Origin of the sequence: Microcoleus sp. bin38.metabat.b11b12b14.051 (assembly GCF_013299165.1) — a bacterium.
In the GTDB taxonomy this organism is placed as follows: domain Bacteria; phylum Cyanobacteriota; class Cyanobacteriia; order Cyanobacteriales; family Microcoleaceae; genus Microcoleus.
In genome coordinates this window covers 181,806-207,951 of record NZ_JAAFKD010000003.1, presented here as the reverse complement: position 1 = coordinate 207,951, position 26,146 = coordinate 181,806, and the positions used below count along the sequence as shown (strand labels likewise).

Here is a 26,146-nt window from a genome sequence, read left to right as displayed (position 1 = left end):
TGACTATCGGAGTAATGTAAAAATCAAAGTATAACCCTTTTATTTGCCGCTCCCCTCATGCCTCTGCCGCGCCTGCTAACCTTAATTGCTGCTTTCTGCCTCACCCTGGGGCTGATTATTGGGCTGGTGAGTTCCTTAACAGGGCTTTACAGTCAAGTTGCGTGGTCTGCTTCTCCGCTGCTGGCTAATTTGCTAATTTTGCTGATAATTGTACTTTTGGGAACCCTAATTTTTGCGCTTTTTTACTATTTTAGGCTGCTGCAACGGCCAGGAAAAGTTAAAGGCAAACGGGCAATTAATCCCAAGGTTCCTGTTGTCAAAAGTGAAGCTGCTTCGGAAAATCTCAAAGCAATCAGACAGCAAGTCGATCGCATTCAAGACGAAGTAGCGCGGCAAGCTTTGCTGTTGAGAGCGCGCGAAATTGAAGCTAGCATGGCCCGCGGCAGCATTAGAATAGTCGTTTTCGGCACCGGTTCTGCGGGCAAAACTTCGGCTGTGAATGCGCTGGTGGGACGGATGGCGGGACAGGTGGGCGCGCCGATGGGAACTACCGAAGTTGGAGAAACTTACACTCTTTCATTGAAAGGAATCGATCGAGAATTAGCAATTACTGATACCCCAGGCATCTTGGAAGCGGGAGTGGCGGGGACTTACAGAGAGGAATTGGCGCGGCAGTTGGCTGCTCGTGCTGATTTGATCTTATTTGTGTTGGACGGCGATTTGCGAAAATCTGAGTACGAACCGCTGCGGAATTTAGCCCAAATCGGCAAAAGGTCGATCGTAGTGTTTAATAAAGTTGACCTTTATCCCGACAGCGACAGAGACGAGATTCTCGATCGACTGCGACAGCGAGTCAAAGGTTTAGTCTCAGCAATGGACGTAGTTGCAATTAGCGCCAACCCGCAAAAATTTGTACTAGAAAGCGGCACAATATTTCAGCCAGACCCGGATATGATGCCATTAATTCGGCGCATCGCAGCGATTTTGCGCGCCGAAGGAGAAGACTTGATTGCTGATAATATTTTGCTGCAATCTCAGCATTTGGGAGACCAAGCGCGCAAATTAATTGACGCTCAAAGACGGCGCGCCGCTGATAAAGTAGTAGAGCGCTTTCAGTGGATCGGAGCCGGAGTAATTGCCGTGACGCCTTTGCCTGTTGTGGATTTACTGGCGACAGCAGCAGTTAACGCTCAAATGGTAATAGAAATTGCCAAGATTTACGGCTGCGAATTAAATATCGATCGCGCTAAAGAATTGGCACTATCTCTCGCCAAAACTCTAGCAAGTTTGGGAATAGTTGAAGGCGTAATTCAAGTAGTGTCAAGAGCGTTGCAGTTAAGCGTTGCCGGATTTGTCCTCGGCAAAGCAATTCAAGCAGTCAGCGCCGCTTATTTAACCAGAATTGCGGGCAAAAGTTTTATTGAATATTTCCGCCACGATCAAGACTGGGGCGACGGCGGTATTGCCGAAGTCGTGCAAAGGCAGTTTCAGTTAAATCGGAAAGACGAGTTTGTCAAAGCTTTTGTCAAAGATGCGATCGCCCGCGTTGTCGAACCTCTCAACATCTACCAGCAAGAAGCATCGGATGCAGAATTAGAAATGCCAGAAGAATTGCAACCAGAACCCTTATATCAGCAACCAGACGACGATTGGGAAACTCACAGCAACAAGCACAAACAGGAATGGTAATTAGTCATTAGTCAGTGGTCATTTTACCCGCTCGCGAAGCCGAAGGGTGGTCATTAGTCAATAGTCAATAGTCATTAGTAGGGTGCGTCTAAGAAAGAAAATATCCAAAAAAACAGCGAAAACCGATCGCGCGACGCACCTGATACCGATCGCAATATTTGGGCGCTTGGTGCGTGGCTACTAGATTGTCGATTTGCTCCAAATATAGTCTGCAAGCCACACACCCTACGGCATCAAATGACTACTGGCGATTGGCGATTCTCAATTGCCAAGGATCTCAAGTCCGATCGAGCGATCCCAATATTTGGGCGCTTGGTGCGTGGCTACTAGATTGTCGATTTGCTCCAAATATAATCTGCAAGCCACACACCCTACGGCATCAAATGACTGTTGACAAATGACAAATGACCAATGACCAATGACCAATGACCAATGACAAATGACCAATGACTAATTTTGCCCCAACAACAAATAAGCCATCATTTCTCCTTTACCTTTAATCTCAATAGCACCGCGCAGTTTAAACGAAAATTTATGTTTCAAACGCTCGTAAACCGCATCTGTCACCTGAATTTGCCCCGGAATACCGTTTGATTCCATCCGTTGAGCGACATTCACTGTATCGCCCCACAAATCGTAACTAAATTTAGTTAAACCAATGACTCCCGCCACCACGCCACCAATATTGATCCCAATGCGGAGACTAAAGCTTTGATTGTTTTTGGCATTGAAGTTAGCGACAGCAGCCTGCATATCGATTGCCATTTGGGCGATCGCCAAAGGGTGATTTTCCTGTGGTTCCGGCAAACCGCCGACTACCATGTAAGCATCGCCAATAGTTTTGATTTTCTCCAAGCCGTGACGTAGCGACAACTGGTCGAATCTACTGAAAATTTGATTCAGAACTTGTACGGTTTCTGTCGCTGTTTTTTGAGATGCAAAATCCGTAAATCCTACCAAATCAGCGAATAAAACACTGACATCGGAAAAGCTGTCAGCAATTAGGCTTTGTCCTGACTGCAAGCGTTCTGCAATGGCTTTTGGCAAAATATTTAAGAGCAATTCTTCAATTTCGTCTTTTTGGAACTTGGTTGTTTCTAGCAGCAGCCGCGTTTCTACTTCTGCCTGTTCTCTATCGGCGATTTCTCGCTGCAATATCTTATTTTTTTCTCTCAATTGCAAGTCTAGTTCCCGCAGTCGCAATTGATTTTCAACGCGAGTCACAACTTCTACTGGTTCAAAAGGTTTAGTAATGTAGTCCACCCCACCAGCCTTAAAGGCTTTTACTTTATTAGAAATTTCTACTAAAGCACTTAGAAAAATAATCGGAATGTCGCGAGTGCGATCGCTCGCTTTTAAACGAGCGCAAACTTCATATCCATCCATAGCTGGCATCATAATATCTAACAAAATCAAGTCAGGCAGATCCAAGTGCACAGCATCGATCGCCTGTTTGCCACTTGAAGCAATTTTTACTTGATAGCCTTGCCGCAATAATATCCGCTCCAGTAATGTTAAATTGTTAAGACTGTCATCAACAATTAAAATACTGCCCCTAAGTTTTTGAGAATATGGTTGATTCATAGGCTTGTTGCAGGCTTAATTCAACTTAAATTTTGGAGAAAAGTTTATAACTTGCGTGCGGGTACGTCGCCACCGGGTTGTTTAACGCAAATAATTGGTTACAGCAGGCGAGGTACACCGAAAAACACGGTTTTTGAGCGTGGGAGTGCGTTGTGTACTCAAATTTATACTAATTTGTCAAAATAGCGAAAGCCTTGTCTAAAACTTTATATTGCGGAGCAATTTTGTCGATCGCACAGCGCTTGGATGCGATCGACAAAATTATGGACTCCCTGCTGTGGCTTTTGATACCGCTAATATCCCACCAGTCGCGCCACTGCTGGCGTTTGCGCTACATTTACAAAATGCTGAGATGCTTTGGGGCCGCAATTTTGCCCAGATTATTAGTATACCTGAATTTAAAAGTACGATCGACAAATCGAGCGGTTAAGAAATTAGGGTAATTTTGGCATTAGATGTTCCCCGAGTCTCTGGTGCTGCATTTGATTAAGAAATAATACAATAATTTTACAGTTTGGGGAGACTGTGGGGAGGGAGCAAGTTAAACAATGCAAGATCGCGATCGGGTCGAACCGAATTTTGATAAGATGTAAGATTAATCACAAAATTTGCTATGGTCTGGCGGGGTAAAAACAATGAGCGATCGACCAATCATTCTCGGTATTGTCGGAGACAGCGCAGCGGGCAAAACCACTCTGACGCGAGGAATTGCCCAAGTATTGGGGCCAGAAAATGTGACTGTGATTTGCACAGACGACTATCACCGCTATGACAGAAAGCAGCGCGCCGAAATCGGCCTGACAGCACTGCATCCCGACTGCAATTACCTCGACATCATGCAGCAGCACCTCAGCCTGCTGCGTACCGGTCAAGCAATTCTCAAACCCATTTACAACCACCATTCTGGTACATTTGACCCGCCGGAATATATCAAGCCCAGCAAGTTTGTAATCGTTGAAGGTTTGCTGGGTTACTCCACCCGAACTATCCGCGATTCTTACGACGTAAAAGTGTACCTCGCTCCCCCAGAAGAACTGCGAACTCAGTGGAAAGTTAAGCGCGATATTATGAAGCGCGGTTATACTGAAGAACAGGTGCTGGCAGAAATGGAAAAGCGCGAACCAGATTCAGAAGATTATATTCGCCCCCAGCGCAAATTTGCCGACGTTGTAGTTAGTTTTTACCCAGAATCTGACCAGGAATCAAATTTGAACGTGCGTTTAGTCCTGAGACCGACAATTCCTCACCCCGATTTTACTGAGATTTTAGGTCGAGGTAGCGATAGTTTTAAACCTGCAATTCGCTTGGGACTCGATCGCGATATGGGCAAACCGGTTGATGTGTTGGAAGTAGACTCCCACGCTAACAGCGATCAAGTCAGCGAATTGGAAAAGATTTTGTGCAGCGAGTTACCTCACCTCCAAGGATTTTGTGCGGCCCAAGGCAACCCGGAAATTGGTAAACTCATCGGGACAACTGGCGAAGTTTTGCAAAGTTACCCGCTAGCTTTGACTCAGTTGTTAGTTGCATATCACATGATGAAAGCAATTCACGTGTATTAATAGCTAATGTAGGGATACGGCACTGCCCATTGGTGTCAACAATCGCCTGAGGGCAATGATAAATCTTGCTCTTAGCCGAGTTTCTCACCCCCTCGCATCCCCCGATGCTTTGGGGGACGAAAGAAAATATTCTTGTCCCCCCCCTTAACAAGGGGGGGCTAGGGGGGGTTAGGGGCCCTAATTACTAAATAGCAATCTCTAACGACGTTTGACATTAAGTTGACACGGCTTTGGGCTGACCCTTAGTCCCTACGGGTATTTATATTGACTTGAAGCTGCTCGATCAGACAAGCTGGCAAAATTCATTTTAATCATATTTTGGGACGGGCTTTCCTGCCCATCCCACAAGAAAAAATGATTTGTGTGGGACGGGCATCCTGCCCGTCCTAGTTATTTGTGCAATCTTGGCTATCAAGGTGAATTTATAGAACCCATTTGACATCTTTGAGTTTTTGGGTTGGGTGACGAGAAATATCGAGATTAACCCGGTTTCTGAGATTTACGCCCGGGGCAAGAAACCGGGTTTCTACGAGTTTTTGGGTTGGTCACGAGAAATACCGATAGAAACCCGGTTTCTGAGATTTACGCAGAAGAGATATCAAATGGGTTCTATAGGTAAGCTGGGCTCTTATTGCACTTACAAATAAGTTATCCGCCCCCGCCCGAAGAGTAGCGATATCTGACTATTTACTCATAACTTGGGAATCGGCTATTTTCCAAATGCCGTCCCAATACTCTAATGTGTACCGAATTACCTTGGTGTTAAAACTGCTACTATCGACTTTGCCGTTTTTGTAAAGAGTCGCATCTTCGGTGATTTTGACTTCAATAGTGGCTTTGTTCCCAGATGCTGCAAAGCGTTCGACTGATTCGAGTTTTTGGACGCCGTACCGATAGCGAGAATTACTGGTGTTCAAATAGTCGATCGCCTTTACAGTATCGGAATACAAAATTCCTGTAGTCATTCTAGCCAGCAATTGGCGATCGAAGGGAGGAGCAAATATTGTCTGTTTCGCATCCAACCATTTGCCAATTAAATCGGATGCTTGTCCGAGAGTAATGTTTTGGGATTGACTGATATAATTTTGGCGATAATTTGTTGGTGGTAGTTGTTGGGCGCCAGCAGCTAATTTTTGGGCCGGCGCGGTTGCAGCCAACAATAAAGGAGTTGCGATAGAAACTTGATCTACATAATTTAGTGGCGAGATTGCGGAATTTTAATGTGATTATATTGTTTCGATCGCGATCGAGTTCGCACCGTCAGCGCCCGCCTGCATCAAATCAGCAGCAGCTATTTGCTGGAGGGGTATCGATCCGGGCAAATAACTTTGAGGTGCGGGCACCATTTCGCCTCGGAAGTCGAGGAGTGTGACTAGCAGCAGGTAGGCAACTGCTAAAACTATAGAAATTACCCCAGTGATAATAGCAATAATTTTTGAACGTTCCATATTCGCAAAATTGTAAGTGCAGCTCCTATAAGTTTAGCATCAAAGCGAGCAACGATTGTGAGACTCATGCCATAGAATATAATCAGGTGCTACTTATTTAGATGACGACAATGGAACCTCTTGTAGATGCGCCAACTCCCACTCCCGCGCCCGGAGCTACCCCAGTGGTGGAAACATTTAATCTGGGGAAGTTCTACCGTACTGGCTTCTGGATGAACCAAAAGATTGAATCGCTCAAAAGTTGCACTCTGAGTGTTTCTGAGGGGGAAACTTTCGGGCTGCTAGGGCAAAATGGAGCGGGAAAAACTACGCTGCTGAAGACTTTGCTGGGGATAGTGCGGCCGACTTCGGGCAGGGCGCTGCTGTTGGGTAAGCCTTTGGGCGATCGCGCTGTCAAGCGGCGAGTCGGCTACTTGCCGGAAAATCCCTACTTTTACGATTATCTCACGGGCTGGGAATTCTTGCAGTTTGCGGCGGGGCTGTTTGAAATTCCACCCTCGATTCAGCGGCAGCGAATTCCGCATTTGCTAGACTTAGTTGGGCTAGCTCAATCGGCGGCAATTAAAAAACAGTTGCGCCAGTATTCTAAGGGAATGTTGCAGCGGATCGGCATGGCTCAAGCTTTGATTAACAATCCAGATGTGGTATTTTTGGACGAGCCGATGTCGGGCTTAGATCCGATGGGACGCTATCAGATGCGAGAGATAATTTTGGCGCTAAAAAATCAAGGAAAAACGATTTTTTTTAACTCGCACGTACTTTCAGATGTGGAGAAGATTTGCGATCGAGTGGCAATTTTGGCGAGAGGTGAATTAATCTGCACTGGGGCGATAGACGAATTGCTGGGTAAAACAGAAACTTACCGCGTTCAAGGTAGGGGCGGACATTTGAATATCCTGCAAAAATGGATACCGGATATGCAGGTCGAACTCGATTTGTGGTACGGTCATTTGCAGGGCGATCCGCAGGAGTTTATTTCTAGTCTCAGGAATACGGGAGGGCAGCTCATTAGCATGAATTTGGCGAAGCCTTCTCTGGAAGAATTTTTTATGCAGCAACTAGAAGAAAGAGGGATTTATTCGAGCAGTTGAAGGTTGTTTTGCCAAGAGGGATATCTGTCGCTGCGGGAGCCTCCCTCTTTGGCCTGGCATCAATCAAATTTGTGAAATCTTGCTACAGATAATTGATGTCTATAGCATTTCTCAGAAAGATGAGGTATTAATCCCTCAATCCCTCAATCCCTCAATCCCCCAATCCCCCAATCTAAAATCTAAAATCTAAAATCAGAACCTGTACCTCACATGAGTGAGACTCGGCTATATCTGTGAGGGGCGATCGGCAATTTGCGATTTTGAGGCAGCGGAGCGATAGAATCTGTAGAGCAATAAGGGTTGTTAACCCTGGTTTTCGGAGCGAGTGAAAGGTGAGCGAAGCGATCGCGTTCCTTGCCATCACCAGCAGTAACTAAACCCTATGGCATTATAATTTATCTTTGACAGGCAAAACGATCGCAAATTCAGTGCCAACTCCCGGCTCTGCATTTACATCAATAGTGCCGCCATGTTTTTCTACCACAATCTGACGGACAATTGCCAACCCCAATCCGGTGCCTTTACCGACGCCTTTTGTCGTGAACAAATGGTCGAATATCTGTTTTTTTACATTCTCTGTCATCCCCGTGCCGTTATCAGCAATTGTAATTTTAATCTGCCCGGATTCCAGTAGCTCGGTGCTAATCTTGATGCAGTTGGGATTGGCAGCAATTTCCTCAAAACTGCGTCCTTGATTTGACTCTTCTAAGGCATCGATCGCATTGGCGAGCAGGTTCATAAAAACTTGATTCAATTGACCGGGAAAACATTCAATTTTAGGAAAATTGGCGTATTTAGCCATCACTGCGATCTGCGGGCGGTATTGATTGCCTTTGAGGCGGTGTTTCAAAATTAAAATCGCGCTATCAATACCCTCGTGAATATTAAAGCCAACTTTGTAGTCTTTGTCGCCTCGGGAAAAGGTGCGGAGGCTGGTGCTGATGCTGGAAATGCGATCGCACCCGACTCGCATCGAATCAATCATCTTCGGTAAATCTTTCAAGAGATAATCGAGGTCAATCTCTTCGGCGTGCTCGGTAATTTGAGATTTCGGTGCATTGGAGCGATACAGTTCTAATTGTTGCACAACATCTTCCAAACTCCTTTTAGCTTCGTTTAAATTTCCTGAAACAAACCCAATCGGATTGTTAATTTCGTGGGCTATTCCGGCAACTAAATTACCTAAGGCCGACATTTTCTCGTTTTGTATGAGTTGCAGTTGCGTTTGTTGTAATTCTTTTAAAGTTTGTTCTAGGCGCTGATTTTGCTGTTGCAAAACTTCCTCTGAATGCTTGCGATCCGTGGCATCAACGCCCAAACCAATAATCCCGATCGTCTCGCCCTGTAAATTTTTTAATTTGACTTTTGTAACTTCTAAATAGTGTTCTTTGCCGTCAACCAATGTGAGAGTTTCGCTGGAGTAATGCGGCGAATCTTGGGCAAGGCAGGCCGCATCTGAAGCCATACAGCTTGCTGCATTTTCTCCCAGTATATCTTTGTAGTGATCTACAGCTAGGAAAGCGCTCAGAGGCACGCCGATATCTTGACAAAATGTCTTGTTAAAAAACTGTACTTTACCGCTGGGATTAACCATCCAAATCCAAATTGGAGCCACATCAATAATCGCTTGCAGCATTTGTTTCTGCTCCGCAAGCTGAGCTTTTGTGCGGCTAAATTTTGTTAGCGCTCGCTCTAATTGTTGGCTGTAATCATGAGATTTTTTATACAGCAGAGCATTTTGCAAACTGATGGCTGCTTGGGAAGACAGGAGATTGAGCATTTGCAGGCGATCGCGCGTAAAAACTCCTGCTTTTAACCGATTTTCTAGATACAAAATGCCGACTAAGTTGTCTCGATCGAGAATCGGCCAACACAACAGGCTCTGCGGTTGGTAGGTGAGGATGTAAGAGTCGGCATCCCAATCCGATTTTTCAGCGAGAGCCCGCACAATCACAGGTTTCAAGAAGTTTTTAACGCAGTCAACAATTTTGAGGGGCAGGATATCGCTGTGGAGATCGAGTATTGGGGATGCTAAGCCGATCGCGCGATCGACTCCCAAATTGTCGATCGTGCTGGCAGCAGCAATTTGCCATTGATTGCAGTTTGGCAAAATCAGCACTGCTTTGTCAGCGCCTGTATTTGTCAGCGTTAGTTGGATCAGTTTCGCAATCAGGCGATCGAGTTGTATTTCCCTAGACAGCATTTGACAAGCTGCTAGCTGATTTGCAAAACTTTCCAAATCTGAGACGAGAGCCGATACAGACGGATGAACAAATGGATGCAGCGATTCATTTTTGTCGGCAGTTGTGGGCAAAATTGCTAATGAATTAGCCGCATTTTTTGCAGGTGGCAAAATTGGGGAGACCAATTGAGGATAGTCTTTTTCTAACTCATCAATTTTTGCTTGTTCTCCACAGCGGATATAGCAATCATAGGCATCTGTAATGTAGACTCTGGCAATCTTTTCTCTTCCCAATGACAGGTAAAACTTCGCAGCTAGTTCGCCAGCCAGAGCTTCTTCTTGCAAATATTCGTTAGCTTTAGCTCCGGCTATAGCTCGATCGTACATTTCCATTGCTTCTGCATTCTTCCCCAAAACGCGCAGCCATTCTGCCTCAACTAGCTCGAACTTGTGCTGGTAATCGAGCGGGGTAAAGTAGGCGCATTCTTTGAGTTTTTTCTGACTGCTCCAAACGCGCTTGAGTATTTGTTTGCGCTGCGTCGGTGCCGCACCTGCATAGATTGCCAAATGTCCCAGCGCATCGTAAAATTCGTTTGTCATCGTTATTATTGCAAAACAATTTTCAAAGTGAATTTTGCCTGCATCCCCCCTGTCGATCTGCTTCGGATCGCGTAGGGAATATATCGCGAATCCGTTGCATTTTTTGCTAAATCCGATACGATTAAGATTCACCAATTACTATCAAGATACTTTTAAATATAGAGATATTTTAGATATCTGTGAATAACTGGTTTCCGTTCAAGTTCGTCGAGAATGTTTGTTCGCTTCAGAACTATTTGGAGCGATGCAAACTGCTGCTGGTGTAACTCGATCGGATTGTGGCAGTGCCGCGTCGCGGAAATCCACGACAAGGGCGTAGGAGCATAGGAGCGGGGATAGGGTTGTAGGCTGCGGGCAGGAATTGTGCCGGGAATATCGAGATTTTTGACGGTGGCACGCCCGTGGCGAAACTCTAAGAGCTTGCGAAGGGCGAGTTGTAAGTTTTTCTCGATCGCAATCCGACAGCCGATCGACAATCAATGTGCTATTGGGCGATCGGGCGATCTCCAGGGAGCACCGCAGTCAAATCTACTACATCTACTGTTGCATCCATATCGGCTGACCTCAAGCTTGACACTGACTTGATAAAAGTTAGTGTATCTATCTTACGGCATAAACTGCAAAATTTTATAGCTGCCAATCAAAAATAATACTTATTTGTTAAACACCAACATTTTATACTTGGGCGATCGCTATCGGAGGTGGTTACTTACGTATGTTTTTGTGCTTTTAATATTAAAGCCACTTAAATGAATCGAAAATACAGTAGCAACACGGCAGTATCGTGTTATGACAATACAATATCTAATTAAGTGAATTTAATATAAGTCGATCGGCAAAATTTCCGATAGCCGAGGGAAAAATTATTACCTTAAAAAATCCCAATCAAATCTATAGAAATTAAAAAAAATCCGTTGTGAAATCAGCAGCACTGAAGTCCGCACGGCAAAAAGTGCCGGCTGTTTCATTCTGGAGAAACGCGCCCTGCACTCTACTTCCGGGCTGATTAGCCCTATTGGGGGTGGGAAACCGACGGAAATATAATTAATATGCAGTCGTTTGAAGACGACTGCGAGCTATGAGACAGGGATTTTAACCCCTGTCCAAATGTAGATTCCCGCCGCTCTAGAAGCAGCGTTATCTGAAATTAGTCGATCGCGTCTGCCGCTCTTTCTGCTGCTCGTTGAGTTTTGTCGATATCTCGATTCACTTTGGCGCGAACCTTGTCGGAGGCATCTTCAGCGCTGTATTTTACTTTGCGCGCTGCATTTTTGACATTTTCTTGACCTTGAGCGGTATTGTATTTCAGCGACTCAGTACCCTCTGCTACTCTTTCTTTTGCTCCTTCTGTCGCTTCTTTAACAATCTCTTTTGCTCCCTTCAAGCCTTCGCGAGTGTTTTCTTTAAGATTAGAAAAACCTTGTTTGGTTTTGTCGCCAAACTCATCAGCTTTACGCTGAGCCGTGCGAGCGTCGTCATTTAGTTTTTCGCCGATTTGGTCTAGTTTTTCCGGCGCGTCGTCTGCTACCCGCCGCACATTTTCGCCCACGTTGCTGCTAGATTTAGTCTCGATGCGTTGTTGCGCTTGCTCCTTGAGAAACTGAGCTTTTGCTTCAGCAGCAGCAGCGTTTTTGTCTCTGGGATCTGTATCGGCGTATTGATTTTGGCCGCCTTTGTATTCGGAAGTTACAGCCCCTGAAGGCACTTCTTGTCTAATTTTGTCGGCAGTTTTTGCCGACGCTACATCAGCCCGGTTGCAGGCCGTGCTCACAAACACTAAAATGCCCGCCAGAAACACGGTTAAAATTTGTACAGCTCGAATTTTTTTCAGAAAAGCAGTTAGTCTGTTCATAAAAATGCTCCTTTCTATTGTGAGATATTCAACTGTTTGATGGTTCTGTAGATGACCAGCATGACAGAATTAGACATTCAAACACTTTTTTAATTATACGAATAGAAAAAGTAGTTTTTTATCTATCTGAAGTTACATTCCTCAAGTTATAGCATTTTTAAATCTCATTAAATGCAGTAGGGACACGGCACTGCGTGTCCCTACGCAGCCATGTCCCCAGGCAGTATCTGTACTTGATTAAATGCGACAATCCTCAATCTTTTACGAATTATTATTAAAAGTCGCAGCACCGGGCTCAGGACAACGCAATGCCGTTTCCTTTGCCTTGGCTGGGCGTTTGGCTATCCGTGCGCGCTGCGTTGAAATATTTTGCGTTTTTGTAGCAAAAAAAAACCTTCCGGTCAGGAACCAGAAGGAAGGTGGTGTATGATCTCAAGTACAACAAGGTCTTTAATTGCAATTGTCGCCGCACATTGCGATCGCCCACATCTGTCTAATGGCTGAAAGTATCTGCACAGTTACTAATCATTTTGAATAGCTGTTTTGAGACTTTTACAGAATTCGCCGATCGCTTCTAAGCCCTCTTCGGGAGTGCCTTGAGCCAAGCGTTTGACAAAAGCACTACCAACAATCGCAGCGTCTGCACCCCATTCTTTCACTTGGCGAGCGTGTTCTGGTTTCGAGATACCAAACCCAACGCCGATGGGTTTGTCGCTGATGCTGCGGATTTCTTGGAGCAACTCTTTTGCTCGCGTTTCTAAGCCTTCGCGCACTCCCGTCACCCCCGTCACGCTGACTAAGTAAATAAATCCTTGAGACTGGCGGGCGATCGCTTCTATGCGACTTTTAGGACTTGTGGGAGCCACTAACAATGTTAGTTCTATCCCTAATTTATTTGCGGGTTGGATCAGGCTGTCAGCTTCTTCTAAGGGCAAATCCGGTACAACCAATCCTTGAACTCCAGCACTTTTGATTTGCTGCAAGAAGGTTTCGATGCCTCTGTACAAAATCGGGTTGTAATATGTGAAGAGAATTATGGGCGATCGCAAATTCGGACTCACTTTCGCCACCATTTCCAGCACCGGATCTAGCCGCGTTCCCCGCTGCAAGGCCCTAGTAGCAGCCGCTTGAATCACCGGCCCGTCAGCTAGCGGATCGGAATAGGGAACGCCAAGCTCGATCGCATCTGCACCGCTATCATCCAAAACTTGCAGTGCTTTCGCCGTTGTCTCCAAATCTGGATCGCCCGCAGTAATAAAAGGAATCAACGCACATTGATTGCTCTTGCGTAACGTTTCAAAACAATTAGAAATACTCATTTGTCAGTTGTCAGTTGTCAGTTGTCAGTTGTCAGTTGTCAGTTGTCAGTTGTCATTTGTCATTTGTCATGAGTTATTTGTCATGAGTTATTTGTCATCATATAATGTCGGAGCGATCGCGATCGAAATGGTTTCTGGTTCTCACACAGCGAGCCAAAAGCTCGCACTCCTAAAAAAACACTACAAATTCGGGATGCTCCAGTCATTAGAAACAGACTTAATGACCAATAGTCATTGACCATTGACCATTGACCAATGACAACTGACTATTGACCAATGACAACTGACCATTGACCATTGACCAATGACCATTGACCAATGACCAATGACCAATGACCAATGACCAATGACCAATGACCATTGACTATTGACTATTGACTATTGACTAACTATCTTTTTCCTGCTCAATTTCGGCTTGCAGCTTAGCTAATTCTTCGGGAGTGAGTTGATCGAGCTGCTTCTGCAAGACAGCATCTTTGTACTCTTTCAGTTGCTGGCTGTAGGTCATACTTTGAGTCAGTGCTCGAAATAAATAAGTCACCAGCCAGCCAACCAAGCCGACAACCAAAAATAGCTGACTCCAGATCCCTGCATTCATGCTGTCGAGTCCGGCAAATTGCAGCAGCAAGTAGGTCAGCCCACCTGCTGCAAAAAAGCCGATACTGATTCCAATTACGTCAATACGTCGCATTTAGGCTTCTATCTGCCGCCGTTTGGGGCGAAAATTCAAAAAGGGAGCTAGGAGAAACATACCTGGGAAAAAGAAGAACATCAAGAAGTACATGAAGCCGCGCTCAAAAGACGTAGCCACGTACCAGCGGCTGTTCAGGTAAGCGTAGGTGGCAACGGGTACTACCAAGAGGTAGGTTCCTGCCAACACGGCGTAAAGCAGCAAGGTAATATACATGGATTTGCTTTAGGTAAATAATAACAGGGTAAGTGGGGACAAACGCTCCGCTAGCTGGTTAACTATTGTACCGCTTGGGGAGATGCAGCGCGACTTTTAGGAATTTTTGGATTAGGGGTTGCGTAAATTGGGGTTTTGGCTGTAGAATAAAAGGCTGTTGTTGTCAGTGGCTCAAACCCACAGCAGCAGCTTCACGAAAAGGGGGTGTGGCGGAATGGTAGACGCTACGGACTTAAAATCCGTTGACCCGAAACGGTCGTGTGGGTTCAAGTCCCTCCACCCCCATTCCATTCCATCCTTTGTCAGTTAATAACCTGTTGTGGCATTTAACTTTATTTTTGCGGGCGGGCTAGGAGCATAGCGCCACAAGAGTTTTAAGAAAGAAGACTCTTCAAATTCCTTGCAGATAGAAGTCGCCCTCAACTGTCAACTGCCAACTGTCAACTGTCAACTGAATGAAGCAGCAACTGGCAAAGTAATCGCAAATTCCGTACCCTGTCCTATTTGAGAATCCATCTCTATTTTGCCTTGATGCTGGGCAACGATTTGATAGGAAATAGCCAGTCCCAACCCGGTACCTTTGCCGATCGACTTTGTAGTAAAAAACGGGTCAAATATCTGTGTCGCACTTGCGGGTGCAATTCCCGGCCCGTTATCCCGAATCTTGACAGTGACAGCGTTATCTGCCGTAACTTCCGTGCAAATCCAAATCGTGGGCGAAAATTCTTTGTCAGCCTTTTTCACCTCCTCCAGCGCATCTATCGCATTGCCGATCACGTTCATAAATACTTGATTCAGTTGCGAGCCAGAGCATTCAATCAGAGGCAAATTGCCGTATTTTTTAATAACTTGAATACCTTGTTTTAGTCGGTGATTGAGAATTACCAGGGTGCTGTCTATTCCCTCCTGAATGTTGGCTGGTTTCATTTTGCCGTCATCTAAGCGGGAAAAGTTACGCATCGATACAACAATTTCGCGAATGCGATCGGCTCCCATTTTCATCGAACCAAGGGTTTTTGGCAAATCTTCTCTCAGGAATTCCAATTCAATGTGTTCGATGCAGTCTTGAATTGCGTCGGGTGGGTTGGGATAGTATTCTTGATAGAGAGTTACCAAGTCCGCCAAATCTTGGATGTATGTATTGGCGTGATCGATGTTGCCGCCGATGAAGTTGACGGGATTGTTGATTTCGTGGGCGATCCCTGCCACCATTTGACCGAGAGATGACATTTTTTCGGTCTGAATTAATTGGGATTGAGTTTGTTTAAGTTCTTGCGTATAGTCGCTAACTCGCTGGATCAATTGATTGAAAGAAGTTGCTAAAACTCCAATTTCGTCTGCCGTTGTGACTGGTACTCGCAGGTTGAAATTCGATTCGTGGGCGACTTGTTGCGCGACGCTAGTCACGGTTTCGAGGGGTTGGGCGATCGCGCGGCTGGTTTTGTCCGCCAGTAACATGGCGATGAGTGCTGAAATTACCATACTCCCCAGAATGATTCGGTTTCGCAAGTCTTCAGCATCTTCTAATGCTTCTGCCCCTTGCAGTTTGAGAACTTCTATTTCTGCAATTTGCTGGGTCAAGTTTTCAGCAAGTTGATCTAATACGATCGCCTCTTCCCCACTCTTATTCCTCAATATTTGTAACTGTATGGACTCGATGCTGTTAGCCTGCAAATCCCAAACTTCCGCTTCTTTTAATTGCAGTTTAGTTAGCTGGGCGTAGTAATCAATGACGATGGCATACCTTTGCAATCTAGATTGCAAAGTTTTCTCTTTTATTGCTACCCTGTCGGGATTTTTTATTGCAAAAAGTTGTATCTCGGAAATCAGGCTTTTCGCCTCATTGATTTTCTGGACAAACCGATCGTGTTCGTATTGCAGCCACACCGTGTTTCCCAAAACGCTAGGCAATCTCGCCGCGTGCGATCGGGCTTCAAATATGTTATTTTGCAAATTTTGCAACAGTTGCTGTTGTTGTTGCGCCACATTTACCTGAATTAAAGCTTGCTTGCGAAAGCAGTCTCCCACTTTCAGTCCCGCACCAGTGCCAAAAATCGCTATGCCGATCGCCAAAGCATAGCCGTAGCTAATTTTTTGACCGATCCGCAAATGATTGAATCGTTCTCTGAGCCAATTTAAATTAATAGATGTATGCTGTGACAATTTTTTGTTAGCAGAGTTCTCTTGCTCTACTTTGCTATCTCGGGGCTGAGTGTCGGTAAATAATAACATCGAAAGTTGCTCCGAAACAAATCACGAGTAGTTGACATCGTGCCTAATTTTTTGCAATATCGAGAAACAGTATAAACCAGCATTTCTCAGTTAATCAGTAGATTGTTAAAAATCATAATACTTCGTATTATGATCGCGAAAAGGCGATCGCCATATCCGATAGTTTTTCTGGTTTTTAACTTTTGAGCTTTTGGGGCTGACAGTCGGTTCCGTACAAAATGTCCAACTAATCTTTGTATTGAATTTGCCAGCTCGATTGCTATTTGATCTGCCAGCAGACGCAATTTAGCCAATACCTAATTAATTATCTCTGTTTTTAGACCAAAGTGTTTGTGATCTGTATCAACAATTTATGTGATTACACGCAATTTTACAAAAAGTATACAAAAGTAACCAGTATTTTCACTTGCTTAGTTAAGGACACAAGGTCTAACCACGGATTCTCGCGGTTTTTTTGCCAGTTATAGGTTTGATTTCAGCAGTTTTGCTAAAATATCGTCGCTGTCAGTAAATCCATAAGCTTGCATTACTTGGCGATCGAGCTTAAAATAGAGTTGATCAAGTTGGCTGGCTGGTTATTCAAAAAAAATATTGTAAAATTAAGTAATTACCCACTGTTTTGCTAACATTTGTTAAGTGTTCTCTCGTGAAGTAGTAAGATCGAAAAGCCACGGTATTTCTCATTTCTAAACATTTTCATTTTTAATACTTTAGCAGGCGCAATCATGGTAAAGTCTCAGTGTCAAAAATATTCCCTAGGTAAAAAACACACTTTCGCACTTCGGGAAAACTTCGGAAGTGCCAAAGTATATGGACAAAATGCACAGTCAGTGCTTAACAAAGCTACTGGATTTATCAGTGCTTACGATTTCACGCTAAATCCTTATCGTGGCTGTCAGTACGGATGCAGCTATTGTTATGCTGCTGCTTTTAGCCCTAATTCACAGATGCGCGATGATTGGGGAAATTGGGTAATCGTCAAGCAAAATGCAGCGGAAATTCTCAAAAAAGAGTTGGAACGTTGGTATAAGAAAACCCCCGATCGCCCACCGACAATTTACATGAGTAGTGTCACAGATCCCTATCAGCCAATTGAATCGAAAGAACAACTAACTAGGCACTTATTAGAAGTGATGGTTCTCTATCAACCGACGCTGGTTATCCAAACTCGCAGTCCTATGATAACTAGAGATATCGATATTTTACAGCAATTTCAGCGATTGCGAATTAACATGAGCATTCCCACTGGTAGCGAAAAAGTTAGGAAAGATTTTGAACCAAAATCGCCGAGTATTCCTGCGAGACTCAAAGCTATTGCCAAACTGAAATATAGCTTTCCTTACCAAGAAAATTGCGAAGTCAGGTTTTCTATAACTGTGACCCCATTACTCCCTACATTACCAGAAGATGAAGCTAATTTTATTAGCAAGTTGGAAGTTGTAGATCGGGTAGTGATTCAGGATTTTCATGCCAGCAACGAGCGATCGCTAATTGCGTCAACGCGCTCAGAAGCATTAGCTCTTAAACACAAGTACGCTTGGTGGTACAATAGCGAACAGCAGAGTTATCGCAAGTTTAAAAATAAACTAAATGCGATGCTCCCCGATGTTGAAATTATGGAAGGTAAAGAGGGATTTGGCTATGAATAATCCGCTAGCTAACTGGTGGCGTTCTCAACAGTTTAACCAAGCATTGAAGAGTCAAAATAATCGACTTGCCCAAAAACTGTTAAAAAAAATACAAAATTCAGGGGCAAAACTATCGTTGCAGGAGAAACTATTTAAAGAGCGGCTACAGCTTGAACAATTATTGCAACAAAAAAATGACCGCATCCAAGAAGGCGATCGGCGTTTAGCAGAATTAGAAGTGCAAGTGGGGTTCGGACAACTTGACGCCCCCGGCTATATTGATGAGTTAAAGTTGCTTCCTGACACTAAGTTTATTGAAGTTATTTCACAAAATTTTAAACTTAGAGAATGCGATGCAAGCATGATCCAATGCACAGGAATTCATGAAAAGGTGTTTGATAATTTTGAACAACATTTGGCTGGTTTTCTCACAAATGAGTTTAATAATTTAAAACGCCAAACAACAAAATTTGATTTTTTAGTTCAACAAGCTATTGACGATATAAAAAAACTCAAAGAAGGACAAGATCCTCAATACAGTTTTGAGCTAAGTCCTCACATCTATTTAATGAGGTATTTCCTAGATAACGTCTATTGTACATATCTAGCTTGGTTCCTCATTTACAAGGCAGGGTTATTACCAACTAAAGTTAATATCCTTGATATTGCCGCGGGGCCGGGGACAGTTGCCTACGGACTAGGTTTGTTGTTGCAAAGTATTAACGAGTTTTGTGTAATACCGCCAATGCACATATCCTATTACTCTTTGGAACAGCAAAAAGCTTTTCAATATCGCGGACTCCAGTTTTGGCGTCAATATATGGAGCCCCAAGCGATCAATGCTTACTTTCGGTTTGACACTTCTAGCATCTTTGATTCTGAAAGTCAATCGAGAAAAATTCCTCAAAAGTTTTTTGAATTTATTGTAATTTCTCACTGTTTTTTTAACGATGAGGATAGAAGAGAAAAATCCCATCGCATTTATAAGGACATATTTAACAACAGCCTGACAGATTCGGGTTATGTTTTGCTAATCATTCAAGAAAAAAAGTTGCTCATACCGTATAATATTCGTCAAATTGAAAGTTGCGAACAGGAGCTAAGTGTAGTCAAACAATTTGTTGACGATCTGGGGTTAACCTTGGTTTGGTATAAATATTTACATTCAACGGACAGCCGGACATCCCATCCTAACTTTGGAAAATTTGCTAGAGAAAATCTCCATGCCCAGCAATTCATCAGTCCACTTTTTCGCCAGCATTTTAACTTGCGTTATGACTTGAATTATTCTATTGATGACTATGTAATATTAGCCCGAAAATAAAGCGTGAAAATGAGTCAAATAAATCAGCTATACTTTGCTAACTATTCAATTAAAATGCAAAAAAACGTCATCCAAGAATTCAATCATCAACCTACAAATAGCGTTGCCAAGAATTGGCATGGGCACCTCAATTTAGCCTACGCGAACCGTGGCGGCGCAACTGAAATTATTCACAATCAAATGCAAGCGCCCCTCAAGGTGCAGCGTCCGTTTTATCCTGAAGGGAAAGAGGTTTGTCACAGCGTAGTTTTGCACACGGCTGGGGGAGTTGTCGGGGGCGATCGCCTTTCGCTCAATTTTCACCTCCAACCAAACGCCAAAGCTTTAATCACCACCGCTGCGGCTGGTAAAATTTATCGCAGCAGCGGACATTTAGCACAACAAACTATAGACATCACATTAGACTCAGGCGCTAATTTGGATTGGCTTCCGCAGGAAACAATCGTTTTCGACGGCGCCATATACAGGCAAGATTTGCGGGTAGAATTAGCACCGCAAGCGAGTATTTTGCTGTGGGAAATTACGCGGTTTGGACGTAGTGCTAGGGGCGAAAAATTTTTGTCAGGAGAATGGCGATCGCACACGGAAATCTGGCAGGAAAACAGCCCTCTGTGGATTGACAGACAATGGCTCAAAGGTGGATCTCAAATGCTCGAAAGTCCTCACGGTTTAGCAGGAAAACCCGCAGTCGCTACTCTCGCTTGGCTCGGCGCACCCGTAACAGCGGAGATCGTGGAAAAAGTGCGAGCTTTGCGGTGCGAAGAAACCCTGGCTCCTGGAGCTTTAGGAGTTGATTCTGCTGCGGGCGTTACTCGCATTCCCAACGGTTTGCTGTGTCGGTATCGCGGTTCGTCCACCGCTGCCGCCAGAGACTGGTTTATCGCCATTTGGCAGTTGCTGCGCCTGTCTTTTTCCGAACGCTCTTGTTGTTTGCCCAGAGTTTGGATAAAATAGCGTTTTCTCGGAGTTTCACTTAGTTTCTATGCCTGCTGCAACAAATCAAATGCCCTAGGCAGCCCCAGCACCAGAGACACAAGTTTTGATTGATATTGGTAGGGACAATATAGCGCATTTTTTACATAATTATGCGATCGACAAAACTATTTTTCCGGTTCTCTGCTCAAGTCCAACAATGAAAGCACAAACACCTTGACACAAACCGGATGTTAACACTATCTTGAGTCATGGGATGTAATTAGCGATGACTTGCCACCGCTAATAGTCGAATTTGATTAAATCAGGCGATCGCCATCACCCGAATAAAAATGCAACTCACCCCCCAAGAAAAAGACAAACTGCTGATTTTTACCGCCGCCCTCCTAGCAGAGCGCCGCAAACAAAGAGGTTTAAAATTAAACTATCCCGAAGCCCTAGCCTATATTTCTGCCGCCATTTTAGAAGGAGCAAGAGATGGTCTCACCGTCGCAGATTTAATGAGTTACGGGACAACTCTGCTGAGGCGGGAAGATGTGATGGAAGGGATACCGGAAATGGTGCAGGAAGTGCAAGTTGAGGCGACTTTTCCCGACGGAACAAAGTTGGTGACAGTGCACGCTCCGATTCGTTAAATATTTAACCGCAGAGATTCGCAGGAGACAGATATGATTCCGGGAGAGATGATTGTTTCAGAAGGTGAAATTGAGTTAAATGCCGATCGCCCAACGCTGCGCCTGCTGGTCGGAAATACGGGCGACAGACCGATACAAGTCGGTTCCCACTATCACTTCTACGAGACGAACGAAGCGTTAGCATTCGATCGAGAACGAGCAAAAGGAATGCGCTTGGATATCCCTGCCGGTACAGCAGTCAGATTTGAACCGGGCGATGAAAGGGAAGTGCAATTAGTACCGTTTGTTGGTAGCCGTCAAGTCTACGGCTTCAACTCAAAAGTTAACGGTCATCTGGACGATTGAGCATGAAAATAAGATAGTTCGCGAGTGTTTAACTTTAATTAATTCAAAAAATTTTCACAACTTATTTTTAAGTTAAAAATCACCCATAGCCCTACAGGGTGAGACTGACAAAGCAATCTCAAAACTTTGTCTGTACTTTCCGCATGAGTGCATGAGTAGGTTTGTTTTGCAAATTAATTTTCATACTTGTGAGCGAGTTAAAATCGATCGTTTGCGATCGACACTGGTTGTTAAAAGTGCAAAAATACACAGCAAAAGCGCGTGATGAACCCCAAATTAGTTGACCAAATTAAACAGATGTTGAAGCAGAGCTTGTTGGCCACGTCGAGGCGTGTTTGGAGAACCCCGTTAGACAGGCGCACCAGCATCAAATTGCTAGACGACAGCATAGTTTACAAACAGCAGCACGAACCCATCGACATACCTGCATTAACCTCAGTAAATGGATTGCCTTCTCGGTTTTTTACCACAGAAACAACAGTTTCTTTTGCTCCGGATTATGTTTGGAAAATATCGCTGAACGAAAAAATAGATTCTCTCACTATTTGTACGTCTGGCAACACCCTGCTAAATCAAAAGTTGCTGTTAGACTTAGATTTTAGGATTAGCGGTGCCGGCATTCTAGAATGGCCTTACAAACCCCACCAAATTACTTATCCGCTGGTAGTTGCTCCTTGGTCGCATTTGTGGTGTAGTTATTACGATTATGTAATTTTTGTACTGGCTAAACTTTGTCGGATAGAAGAAGCTTTAGGTAAGGAAATTTGGCAAGAAGCAAAAATTTGTTATCCTCTGCGCCACACAGTTTTTGAGTCGGGATTTACTAGCAAACTAGGTATTCCTGAAAGTTCTCTGATCGATACTCGGGCTAGAGATACGGGATATCACGCAGAAAGCGTCGTGGTGGGAAACAATCAAGATTGGTATTTTCCCAGTCCTTACGATATAGAGCTGTTGCGAAAAAAATTCTGTCTAGAAGAAAAGGTAAAGCCTTACAGAAAACTGTATGTGTCTAGAAGCGGGCGGCGCCAGGTAAAAAATGAGACAGAAGTGCGAGAGGTATTGAAGGAGTTTGATTTTGAAATTTTGGAAGATATTTCGCGCACTGTAGACGAACAAATTCGTTTGTTTGCAGAAGCGGCAGTGGTTGTTGGCCCTCACGGCGCTGGTTTTACAAATCTGCTGTGGTGTCAGCCGGGAACGAAAGTATTGGAATGCTTTTATGGAGGGTATACTCCACCATATTTTTATTACATTTCGCAGCTATTGGGATTAGAATACCATCGGATGGTCGATGACAGCGAAAATCCGGAAGATTGGAGTTTTATTGGTATGGATATGATGGTGGATGTGAAGGTTTTGAGAAGGGAAATTAAGAAAATGCTGGAGTAATTTGATAGTGCGCCAAAATGTACGATCGCAAAAATGTTGTAAATATTTGCTAACTCAGACTGAGTAACTCGGCACATAGTATAATTTAAGCTGGCCTCAACTGCCAACTAAAAAATTATTAATATTAGGAGAAAGCATGAGTTACAGAATGGATCGCCGCGCTTACGCGGAAACCTTTGGGCCGACAACGGGCGATCGCGTGCGGTTAGCCGATACAGAATTATTCATAGAAGTTGAACAAGACTTCACAACCTACGGCGATGAAGTTAAATTTGGTGGCGGTAAAGTCATTCGCGATGGCATGGGACAGTCGCCTATTTCTAATGCTGATGGTGCTGTTGATACGGTAATTACTAATGCTTTGATATTGGACTGGTGGGGAATTGTTAAGGCAGATGTTGGACTTAAAGAGGGCAAGATTTACAAAATTGGTAAAGCCGGAAATCCTTACATTCAAGATAGGGTAGATATTATTATCGGGCCCGGTACTGAAGTGATTGCGGGTGAAGGAATGATTCTGACGGCGGGGGGAGTTGATACTCACATTCATTTTATTTGCCCGCAACAAATCGAAGTGGCGATCGCCTCTGGAGTCACTACCATGATCGGCGGTGGTACTGGCCCAGCAACGGGTACAAACGCCACGACTTGCACTCCGGGGCCTTGGCATATGTACAGAATGCTGCAAGCAGCGGATGCTTTCCCGGTGAATTTGGGGTTTTTAGGTAAGGGAAATAGCAGTCAACCTCAAGGATTAGTCGAGCAAGTATTGGCTGGTGCAATGGGTTTGAAGCTGCACGAAGATTGGGGAACTACGCCATCTACTATTGACAATTGTTTGAGTGTAGCTGACGAGTACGATGTGCAAGTGGCAATTCACACGGATACTCTGAATGAAGCGGGATTTGTGGAAGCTACAATTGCGGCATTTAAAAATAGGACAATTCATACTTATCACACGGAAGGTGCGGGTGGCGGACACGCGCCGGATATTATTAAAGTTTGCGGACAAGCTAATGTTTTGCCTTCGTCTACTAACCCGACTCGCCCTTACACTGTCAATACTTTAGAAGAACATTTAGATATGTTGATGGTTTGCCACCATTTGGATCGGGGGATTCCTGAAGATGTGGCTTTTGCTGAGTCGAGAATTAGAAGGGAAACTATTGCTGCTGAGGATATTTTGCACGATTTGGGTGCGTTTAGTATGATTTCTTCTGACTCGCAGGCGATGGGAAGGGTTGGAGAGGTGATTATTCGGACTTGGCAAACTGCACATAAAATGAAGGTGCAAAGGGGAAATTTACCCCCCCTAACCCCCCCTTACCAAGGGGGGGAAATAAGAGGGATAACCCCTCCTTACCAAGGGGGGGAAATAAGAGGGATAACCCCTCCTTACCAAGGGGGGGAAATAGAGAGTCGAAATGATAATTTTCGGGCGAAGCGGTATATTGCAAAATATACGATTAATCCGGCGATTACTCACGGAATTAGTCAGTATGTGGGTTCGGTGGAAGAGGGTAAGTTGGCGGATTTGTGTTTGTGGCGGCCGGCGTTTTTTGGGGTGAAACCGGAGTTGGTAATTAAGGGTGGGGCGATCGCCTACGGGCAGATGGGAGATGCTAATGCGAGCATTCCGACGCCGCAGCCGGTGCATATGAGGCCGATGTTTGGCAGCTTTGGGGGGGCGATTGGGGCGACTTGTTTGACGTTTGTTTCGCAGGTGGCGTGCGATCGAGATATTGCAGCACAGCTCGGTTTACAAAAGCCCACTGTAGCAGTTTCGGGGACACGGCAAATTAGTAAAAGAGATATGAAACTGAACGATTATTTGCCGCACATGGAAGTCGATCCAGAAACTTATGAAGTGAGGGCGGATGGGCAATTGTTGACTTGCGAACCTGCAACTGTTTTGCCAATGGCGCAGCGATATTTTCTGTTTTGATCTAAGTTCGTAGTGAGGACTTCAGTCCTTTTCCCGCAGGTTTTGAGGCAAGCAGGACTAAAGTCCTTACTACAAACTTATGGTTTTATTGTATGCTAGTTTTGGTATAATCTGCTTTAGTTGCCTGGAAGTTGGTTGCGATTTCGATCGTATATTTCATACAGTCGCCTAGCGATTTCGATCGGAATCCCCAGGGCTGGAGCGATTATTTTGATTGCTTCTACGCCCCCTGCAAATACTACACTCAAAAGGTCTATCCAGCCCTGCCATTTTTGCGGATCGTTCTGGTGCATTGTTGCCAACTCACCCTCAATGATGTCAACAATTTGTATATCTGAAGCTTGGGGATTTTGTTGGCGAATATCTTGAATCACTTCCGAAACTTGACCGACAGCTTCGGCTTGTTTGGGTTCGGGAAAGGTATAGTTGTATTGAATCCCTACCATGTCACGCTCAATCTTCACATCGCCAGTATTGATGTTGCCGACTTGATTGATATGGAAAGTTGGTTGATTTTTTGATGGTTCTGTCATAATTTCTATTAATTCGGGTTTGGCGATGAGAAGAAGGGCATCTATTGCGCTCAGGCAGACTTGAATATCGGGATCTGTTGAGGCAGCTTGGGAAAGATCGGGAATAGCTGACTCGATGCCCAACTTTCCTAATGATAGGGCAGCTTTTGCTCGGATTATGGGTTCTTTTGAATCTCGCAACAGTTTGCAAAGAATTTGGACGATCGCCTGTTGGTTTTCTGGGGTAATTGCCACAGTTGTCTTTAAGCAACCCGGTATTGAGCAACGTTACCCAAGGCATCGACGGCACTTTCCCTGACGTGCGCGTTTGAGTCTTCCAACAAGCGGATTAAGATTGGAATCAACGTTTCGTTACCCAGTTTTCCCAGGGCGATCGCGCTTGCTTGACGAATTTCTGGATCTGGATCTTCAAGGAGTTTGAGTAAGGCGGGAATTGCCGCCTCGGAACCAATTTTGCCTAACGCATCCGCTGCACTTTGACGCACATCGTAGTTTGAATCTTCAAGGAGTTTGAGTAAGGCAGGAATTGCCACCTCAGAATGAATTTTGCCTAACGCATCCGCTGCACTTTGACGCACATCGTAGTTGGCATCTTCAATGAGTTTGAGTAAAGCCGGAATTGCCACCTCGGAACCGATTTCGCCTAATGCTTCAGCCACACTTTGACGCACAAAGTTATCTGAATCTTTTGCTGCTGTTAGCAGGTGAGGAATGGAGGCTTCATTTTTCAGTTGTCCGAGGGCTTGGATGGCGCTACGGCGGACTTCTGGGGCGGTGTCTTTGAGGGTGTTTATTAATAGGGGGGCGATGATCGCGACATCTCCTATTTTTCCCAATGCTTCTGCTGCTTTTGCCCGGATAGCGGGGCTGGCATCCTCTAGGGCATTGCAAAAGGTGTCTAGCACCATCTGCTGATATGCTGGGTTTTGAATCATGCTGTGAGTC

24 protein-coding genes and 1 tRNA gene are annotated in these 26,146 nt (G+C 44.6%); 13 read left to right on the top strand and 12 right to left on the bottom strand.

The features are described 5' to 3' along the window. The first annotated feature begins 57 nt into the window (after positions 1-57). Positions 58-1,689, top strand: a complete 1,632-nt coding sequence (locus QZW47_RS05310) for a YcjF family protein (protein ID WP_293124763.1) — start codon at positions 58-60, stop codon at positions 1,687-1,689. Positions 1,690-2,139: 450 nt separating this feature from the next. Here QZW47_RS05310 and QZW47_RS05305 read toward each other — a convergent pair whose 3' ends face one another. Further along, positions 2,140-3,273 carry an adenylate/guanylate cyclase domain-containing protein gene (locus tag QZW47_RS05305; protein ID WP_293124761.1) on the bottom strand — a complete coding sequence of 378 codons (1,134 nt, stop codon included), beginning with the start codon at positions 3,271-3,273 and terminating at the stop codon, positions 2,140-2,142. 194 nt (positions 3,274-3,467) lie between these two features. Here QZW47_RS05305 and QZW47_RS05300 point away from each other — a divergent pair, with 194 nt between their 5' ends. Next, entirely contained in the window at positions 3,468-3,716 is a 249-nt protein-coding gene (locus tag QZW47_RS05300; protein ID WP_293124759.1) for a hypothetical protein, read from the top strand. 192 nt (positions 3,717-3,908) lie between these two features. Continuing rightward, positions 3,909-4,835: a phosphoribulokinase gene (locus tag QZW47_RS05295; RefSeq protein WP_293124757.1), complete on the top strand. Its 927-nt coding sequence runs from the start codon at positions 3,909-3,911 to the stop codon at positions 4,833-4,835. A 683-nt stretch (positions 4,836-5,518) separates the two neighbouring features. Here the strand turns inward: QZW47_RS05295 and QZW47_RS05290 are convergent. Beyond that, positions 5,519-5,995 carry an ARC6/PARC6 family protein gene (locus QZW47_RS05290; protein ID WP_293124755.1) on the bottom strand — a complete coding sequence of 159 codons (477 nt, stop codon included), beginning with the start codon at positions 5,993-5,995 and terminating at the stop codon, positions 5,519-5,521. 66 nt (positions 5,996-6,061) lie between these two features. Continuing rightward, positions 6,062-6,283, bottom strand: a complete 222-nt coding sequence (locus tag QZW47_RS05285) for a hypothetical protein (RefSeq protein ID WP_293124753.1) — start codon at positions 6,281-6,283, stop codon at positions 6,062-6,064. A gap of 110 nt (positions 6,284-6,393) precedes the next feature. On the opposite strand from QZW47_RS05285, the gene QZW47_RS05280 reads away from it, so the two are divergent. Continuing rightward, positions 6,394-7,374: an ABC transporter ATP-binding protein gene (locus QZW47_RS05280; RefSeq protein ID WP_293124751.1), complete on the top strand. Its 981-nt coding sequence runs from the start codon at positions 6,394-6,396 to the stop codon at positions 7,372-7,374. Between the two features lie 388 nt (positions 7,375-7,762). On the opposite strand, the gene QZW47_RS05275 is transcribed toward QZW47_RS05280, so the two are convergent. The 4 genes from QZW47_RS05275 to trpA all read right to left on the bottom strand — a co-directional run bounded on the left by QZW47_RS05275 (position 7,763) and on the right by trpA (position 13,327). Beyond that, positions 7,763-10,156 carry an ATP-binding protein gene (locus QZW47_RS05275; protein ID WP_293124749.1) on the bottom strand — a complete coding sequence of 798 codons (2,394 nt, stop codon included), beginning with the start codon at positions 10,154-10,156 and terminating at the stop codon, positions 7,763-7,765. 152 nt (positions 10,157-10,308) lie between these two features. Further along, positions 10,309-10,632, bottom strand: coding sequence for a hypothetical protein (locus QZW47_RS05270; RefSeq protein ID WP_293124747.1), 324 nt, complete (start codon positions 10,630-10,632; stop codon positions 10,309-10,311). A gap of 671 nt (positions 10,633-11,303) precedes the next feature. After that, positions 11,304-12,008, bottom strand: a complete 705-nt coding sequence (locus tag QZW47_RS05265; protein WP_293124745.1) for a DUF6658 family protein — start codon at positions 12,006-12,008, stop codon at positions 11,304-11,306. Positions 12,009-12,529: 521 nt separating this feature from the next. Further along, positions 12,530-13,327, bottom strand: a complete 798-nt coding sequence (gene trpA, locus QZW47_RS05260; RefSeq protein WP_293124743.1) for a tryptophan synthase subunit alpha — start codon at positions 13,325-13,327, stop codon at positions 12,530-12,532. An 82-nt stretch (positions 13,328-13,409) separates the two neighbouring features. Between trpA and QZW47_RS05255 the strand changes: the two genes are divergently transcribed. Next, a complete protein-coding gene (locus tag QZW47_RS05255) occupies positions 13,410-13,565 on the top strand; it encodes a hypothetical protein (protein ID WP_293124741.1) in 156 nt (51 codons plus the stop codon). Between the two features lie 147 nt (positions 13,566-13,712). On the opposite strand, the gene QZW47_RS05250 is transcribed toward QZW47_RS05255, so the two are convergent. Together QZW47_RS05250 and ndhL are read right to left on the bottom strand one after the other, a co-directional pair. Continuing rightward, complete coding sequence (locus QZW47_RS05250) at positions 13,713-14,018, bottom strand: DUF3007 family protein (RefSeq protein WP_293124739.1); 306 nt, start codon at positions 14,016-14,018, stop codon at positions 13,713-13,715. Continuing rightward, positions 14,019-14,234 (bottom strand): NAD(P)H-quinone oxidoreductase subunit L, encoded by a 216-nt coding sequence (gene ndhL, locus QZW47_RS05245; protein ID WP_293124737.1) that lies wholly within the window; start codon positions 14,232-14,234, stop codon positions 14,019-14,021. 200 nt (positions 14,235-14,434) lie between these two features. Here ndhL and QZW47_RS05240 point away from each other — a divergent pair. Then, a tRNA-Leu gene (locus QZW47_RS05240) sits at positions 14,435-14,519 on the top strand. A 162-nt stretch (positions 14,520-14,681) separates the two neighbouring features. Here QZW47_RS05240 and QZW47_RS05235 read toward each other — a convergent pair. Continuing rightward, on the bottom strand, positions 14,682-16,466 hold the full coding sequence (locus tag QZW47_RS05235; protein ID WP_293124735.1) for an ATP-binding protein: 1,785 nt from the start codon (positions 16,464-16,466) through the stop codon (positions 14,682-14,684). A 725-nt stretch (positions 16,467-17,191) separates the two neighbouring features. Between QZW47_RS05235 and QZW47_RS05230 the strand changes: the two genes are divergently transcribed. From QZW47_RS05230 to ureC, 7 genes are all read left to right on the top strand, one after another. After that, positions 17,192-18,115, top strand: a complete 924-nt coding sequence (locus QZW47_RS05230; protein WP_293124733.1) for a radical SAM protein — start codon at positions 17,192-17,194, stop codon at positions 18,113-18,115. Beyond that, a complete protein-coding gene (locus QZW47_RS05225) occupies positions 18,108-19,418 on the top strand; it encodes a photosystem II assembly protein (RefSeq protein WP_293124731.1) in 1,311 nt (436 codons plus the stop codon). Before QZW47_RS05230 ends, QZW47_RS05225 begins: the two co-directional genes overlap by 8 nt. A 54-nt stretch (positions 19,419-19,472) precedes the next feature. Continuing rightward, positions 19,473-20,372, top strand: coding sequence for an urease accessory protein UreD (locus QZW47_RS05220; protein ID WP_293125059.1), 900 nt, complete (start codon positions 19,473-19,475; stop codon positions 20,370-20,372). A gap of 311 nt (positions 20,373-20,683) precedes the next feature. Continuing rightward, on the top strand, positions 20,684-20,986 hold the full coding sequence (gene ureA, locus QZW47_RS05215) for an urease subunit gamma (protein WP_293124729.1): 303 nt from the start codon (positions 20,684-20,686) through the stop codon (positions 20,984-20,986). Positions 20,987-21,019: 33 nt separating this feature from the next. After that, positions 21,020-21,331 (top strand): urease subunit beta, encoded by a 312-nt coding sequence (locus QZW47_RS05210; protein ID WP_293124727.1) that lies wholly within the window; start codon positions 21,020-21,022, stop codon positions 21,329-21,331. 264 nt (positions 21,332-21,595) lie between these two features. After that, positions 21,596-22,723: a glycosyltransferase family 61 protein gene (locus tag QZW47_RS05205; RefSeq protein WP_293124725.1), complete on the top strand. Its 1,128-nt coding sequence runs from the start codon at positions 21,596-21,598 to the stop codon at positions 22,721-22,723. Between the two features lie 136 nt (positions 22,724-22,859). Beyond that, a complete protein-coding gene (gene ureC, locus QZW47_RS05200; protein ID WP_293124723.1) occupies positions 22,860-24,668 on the top strand; it encodes an urease subunit alpha in 1,809 nt (602 codons plus the stop codon). Between the two features lie 116 nt (positions 24,669-24,784). Here ureC and QZW47_RS05195 read toward each other — a convergent pair whose 3' ends face one another. Beyond that, positions 24,785-25,435, bottom strand: coding sequence for a HEAT repeat domain-containing protein (locus tag QZW47_RS05195; protein ID WP_293124721.1), 651 nt, complete (start codon positions 25,433-25,435; stop codon positions 24,785-24,787). An 8-nt stretch (positions 25,436-25,443) separates the two neighbouring features. Next, a complete protein-coding gene (locus tag QZW47_RS05190) occupies positions 25,444-26,136 on the bottom strand; it encodes a HEAT repeat domain-containing protein (RefSeq protein WP_293124719.1) in 693 nt (230 codons plus the stop codon). Positions 26,137-26,146: the final 10 nt, after the last annotated feature.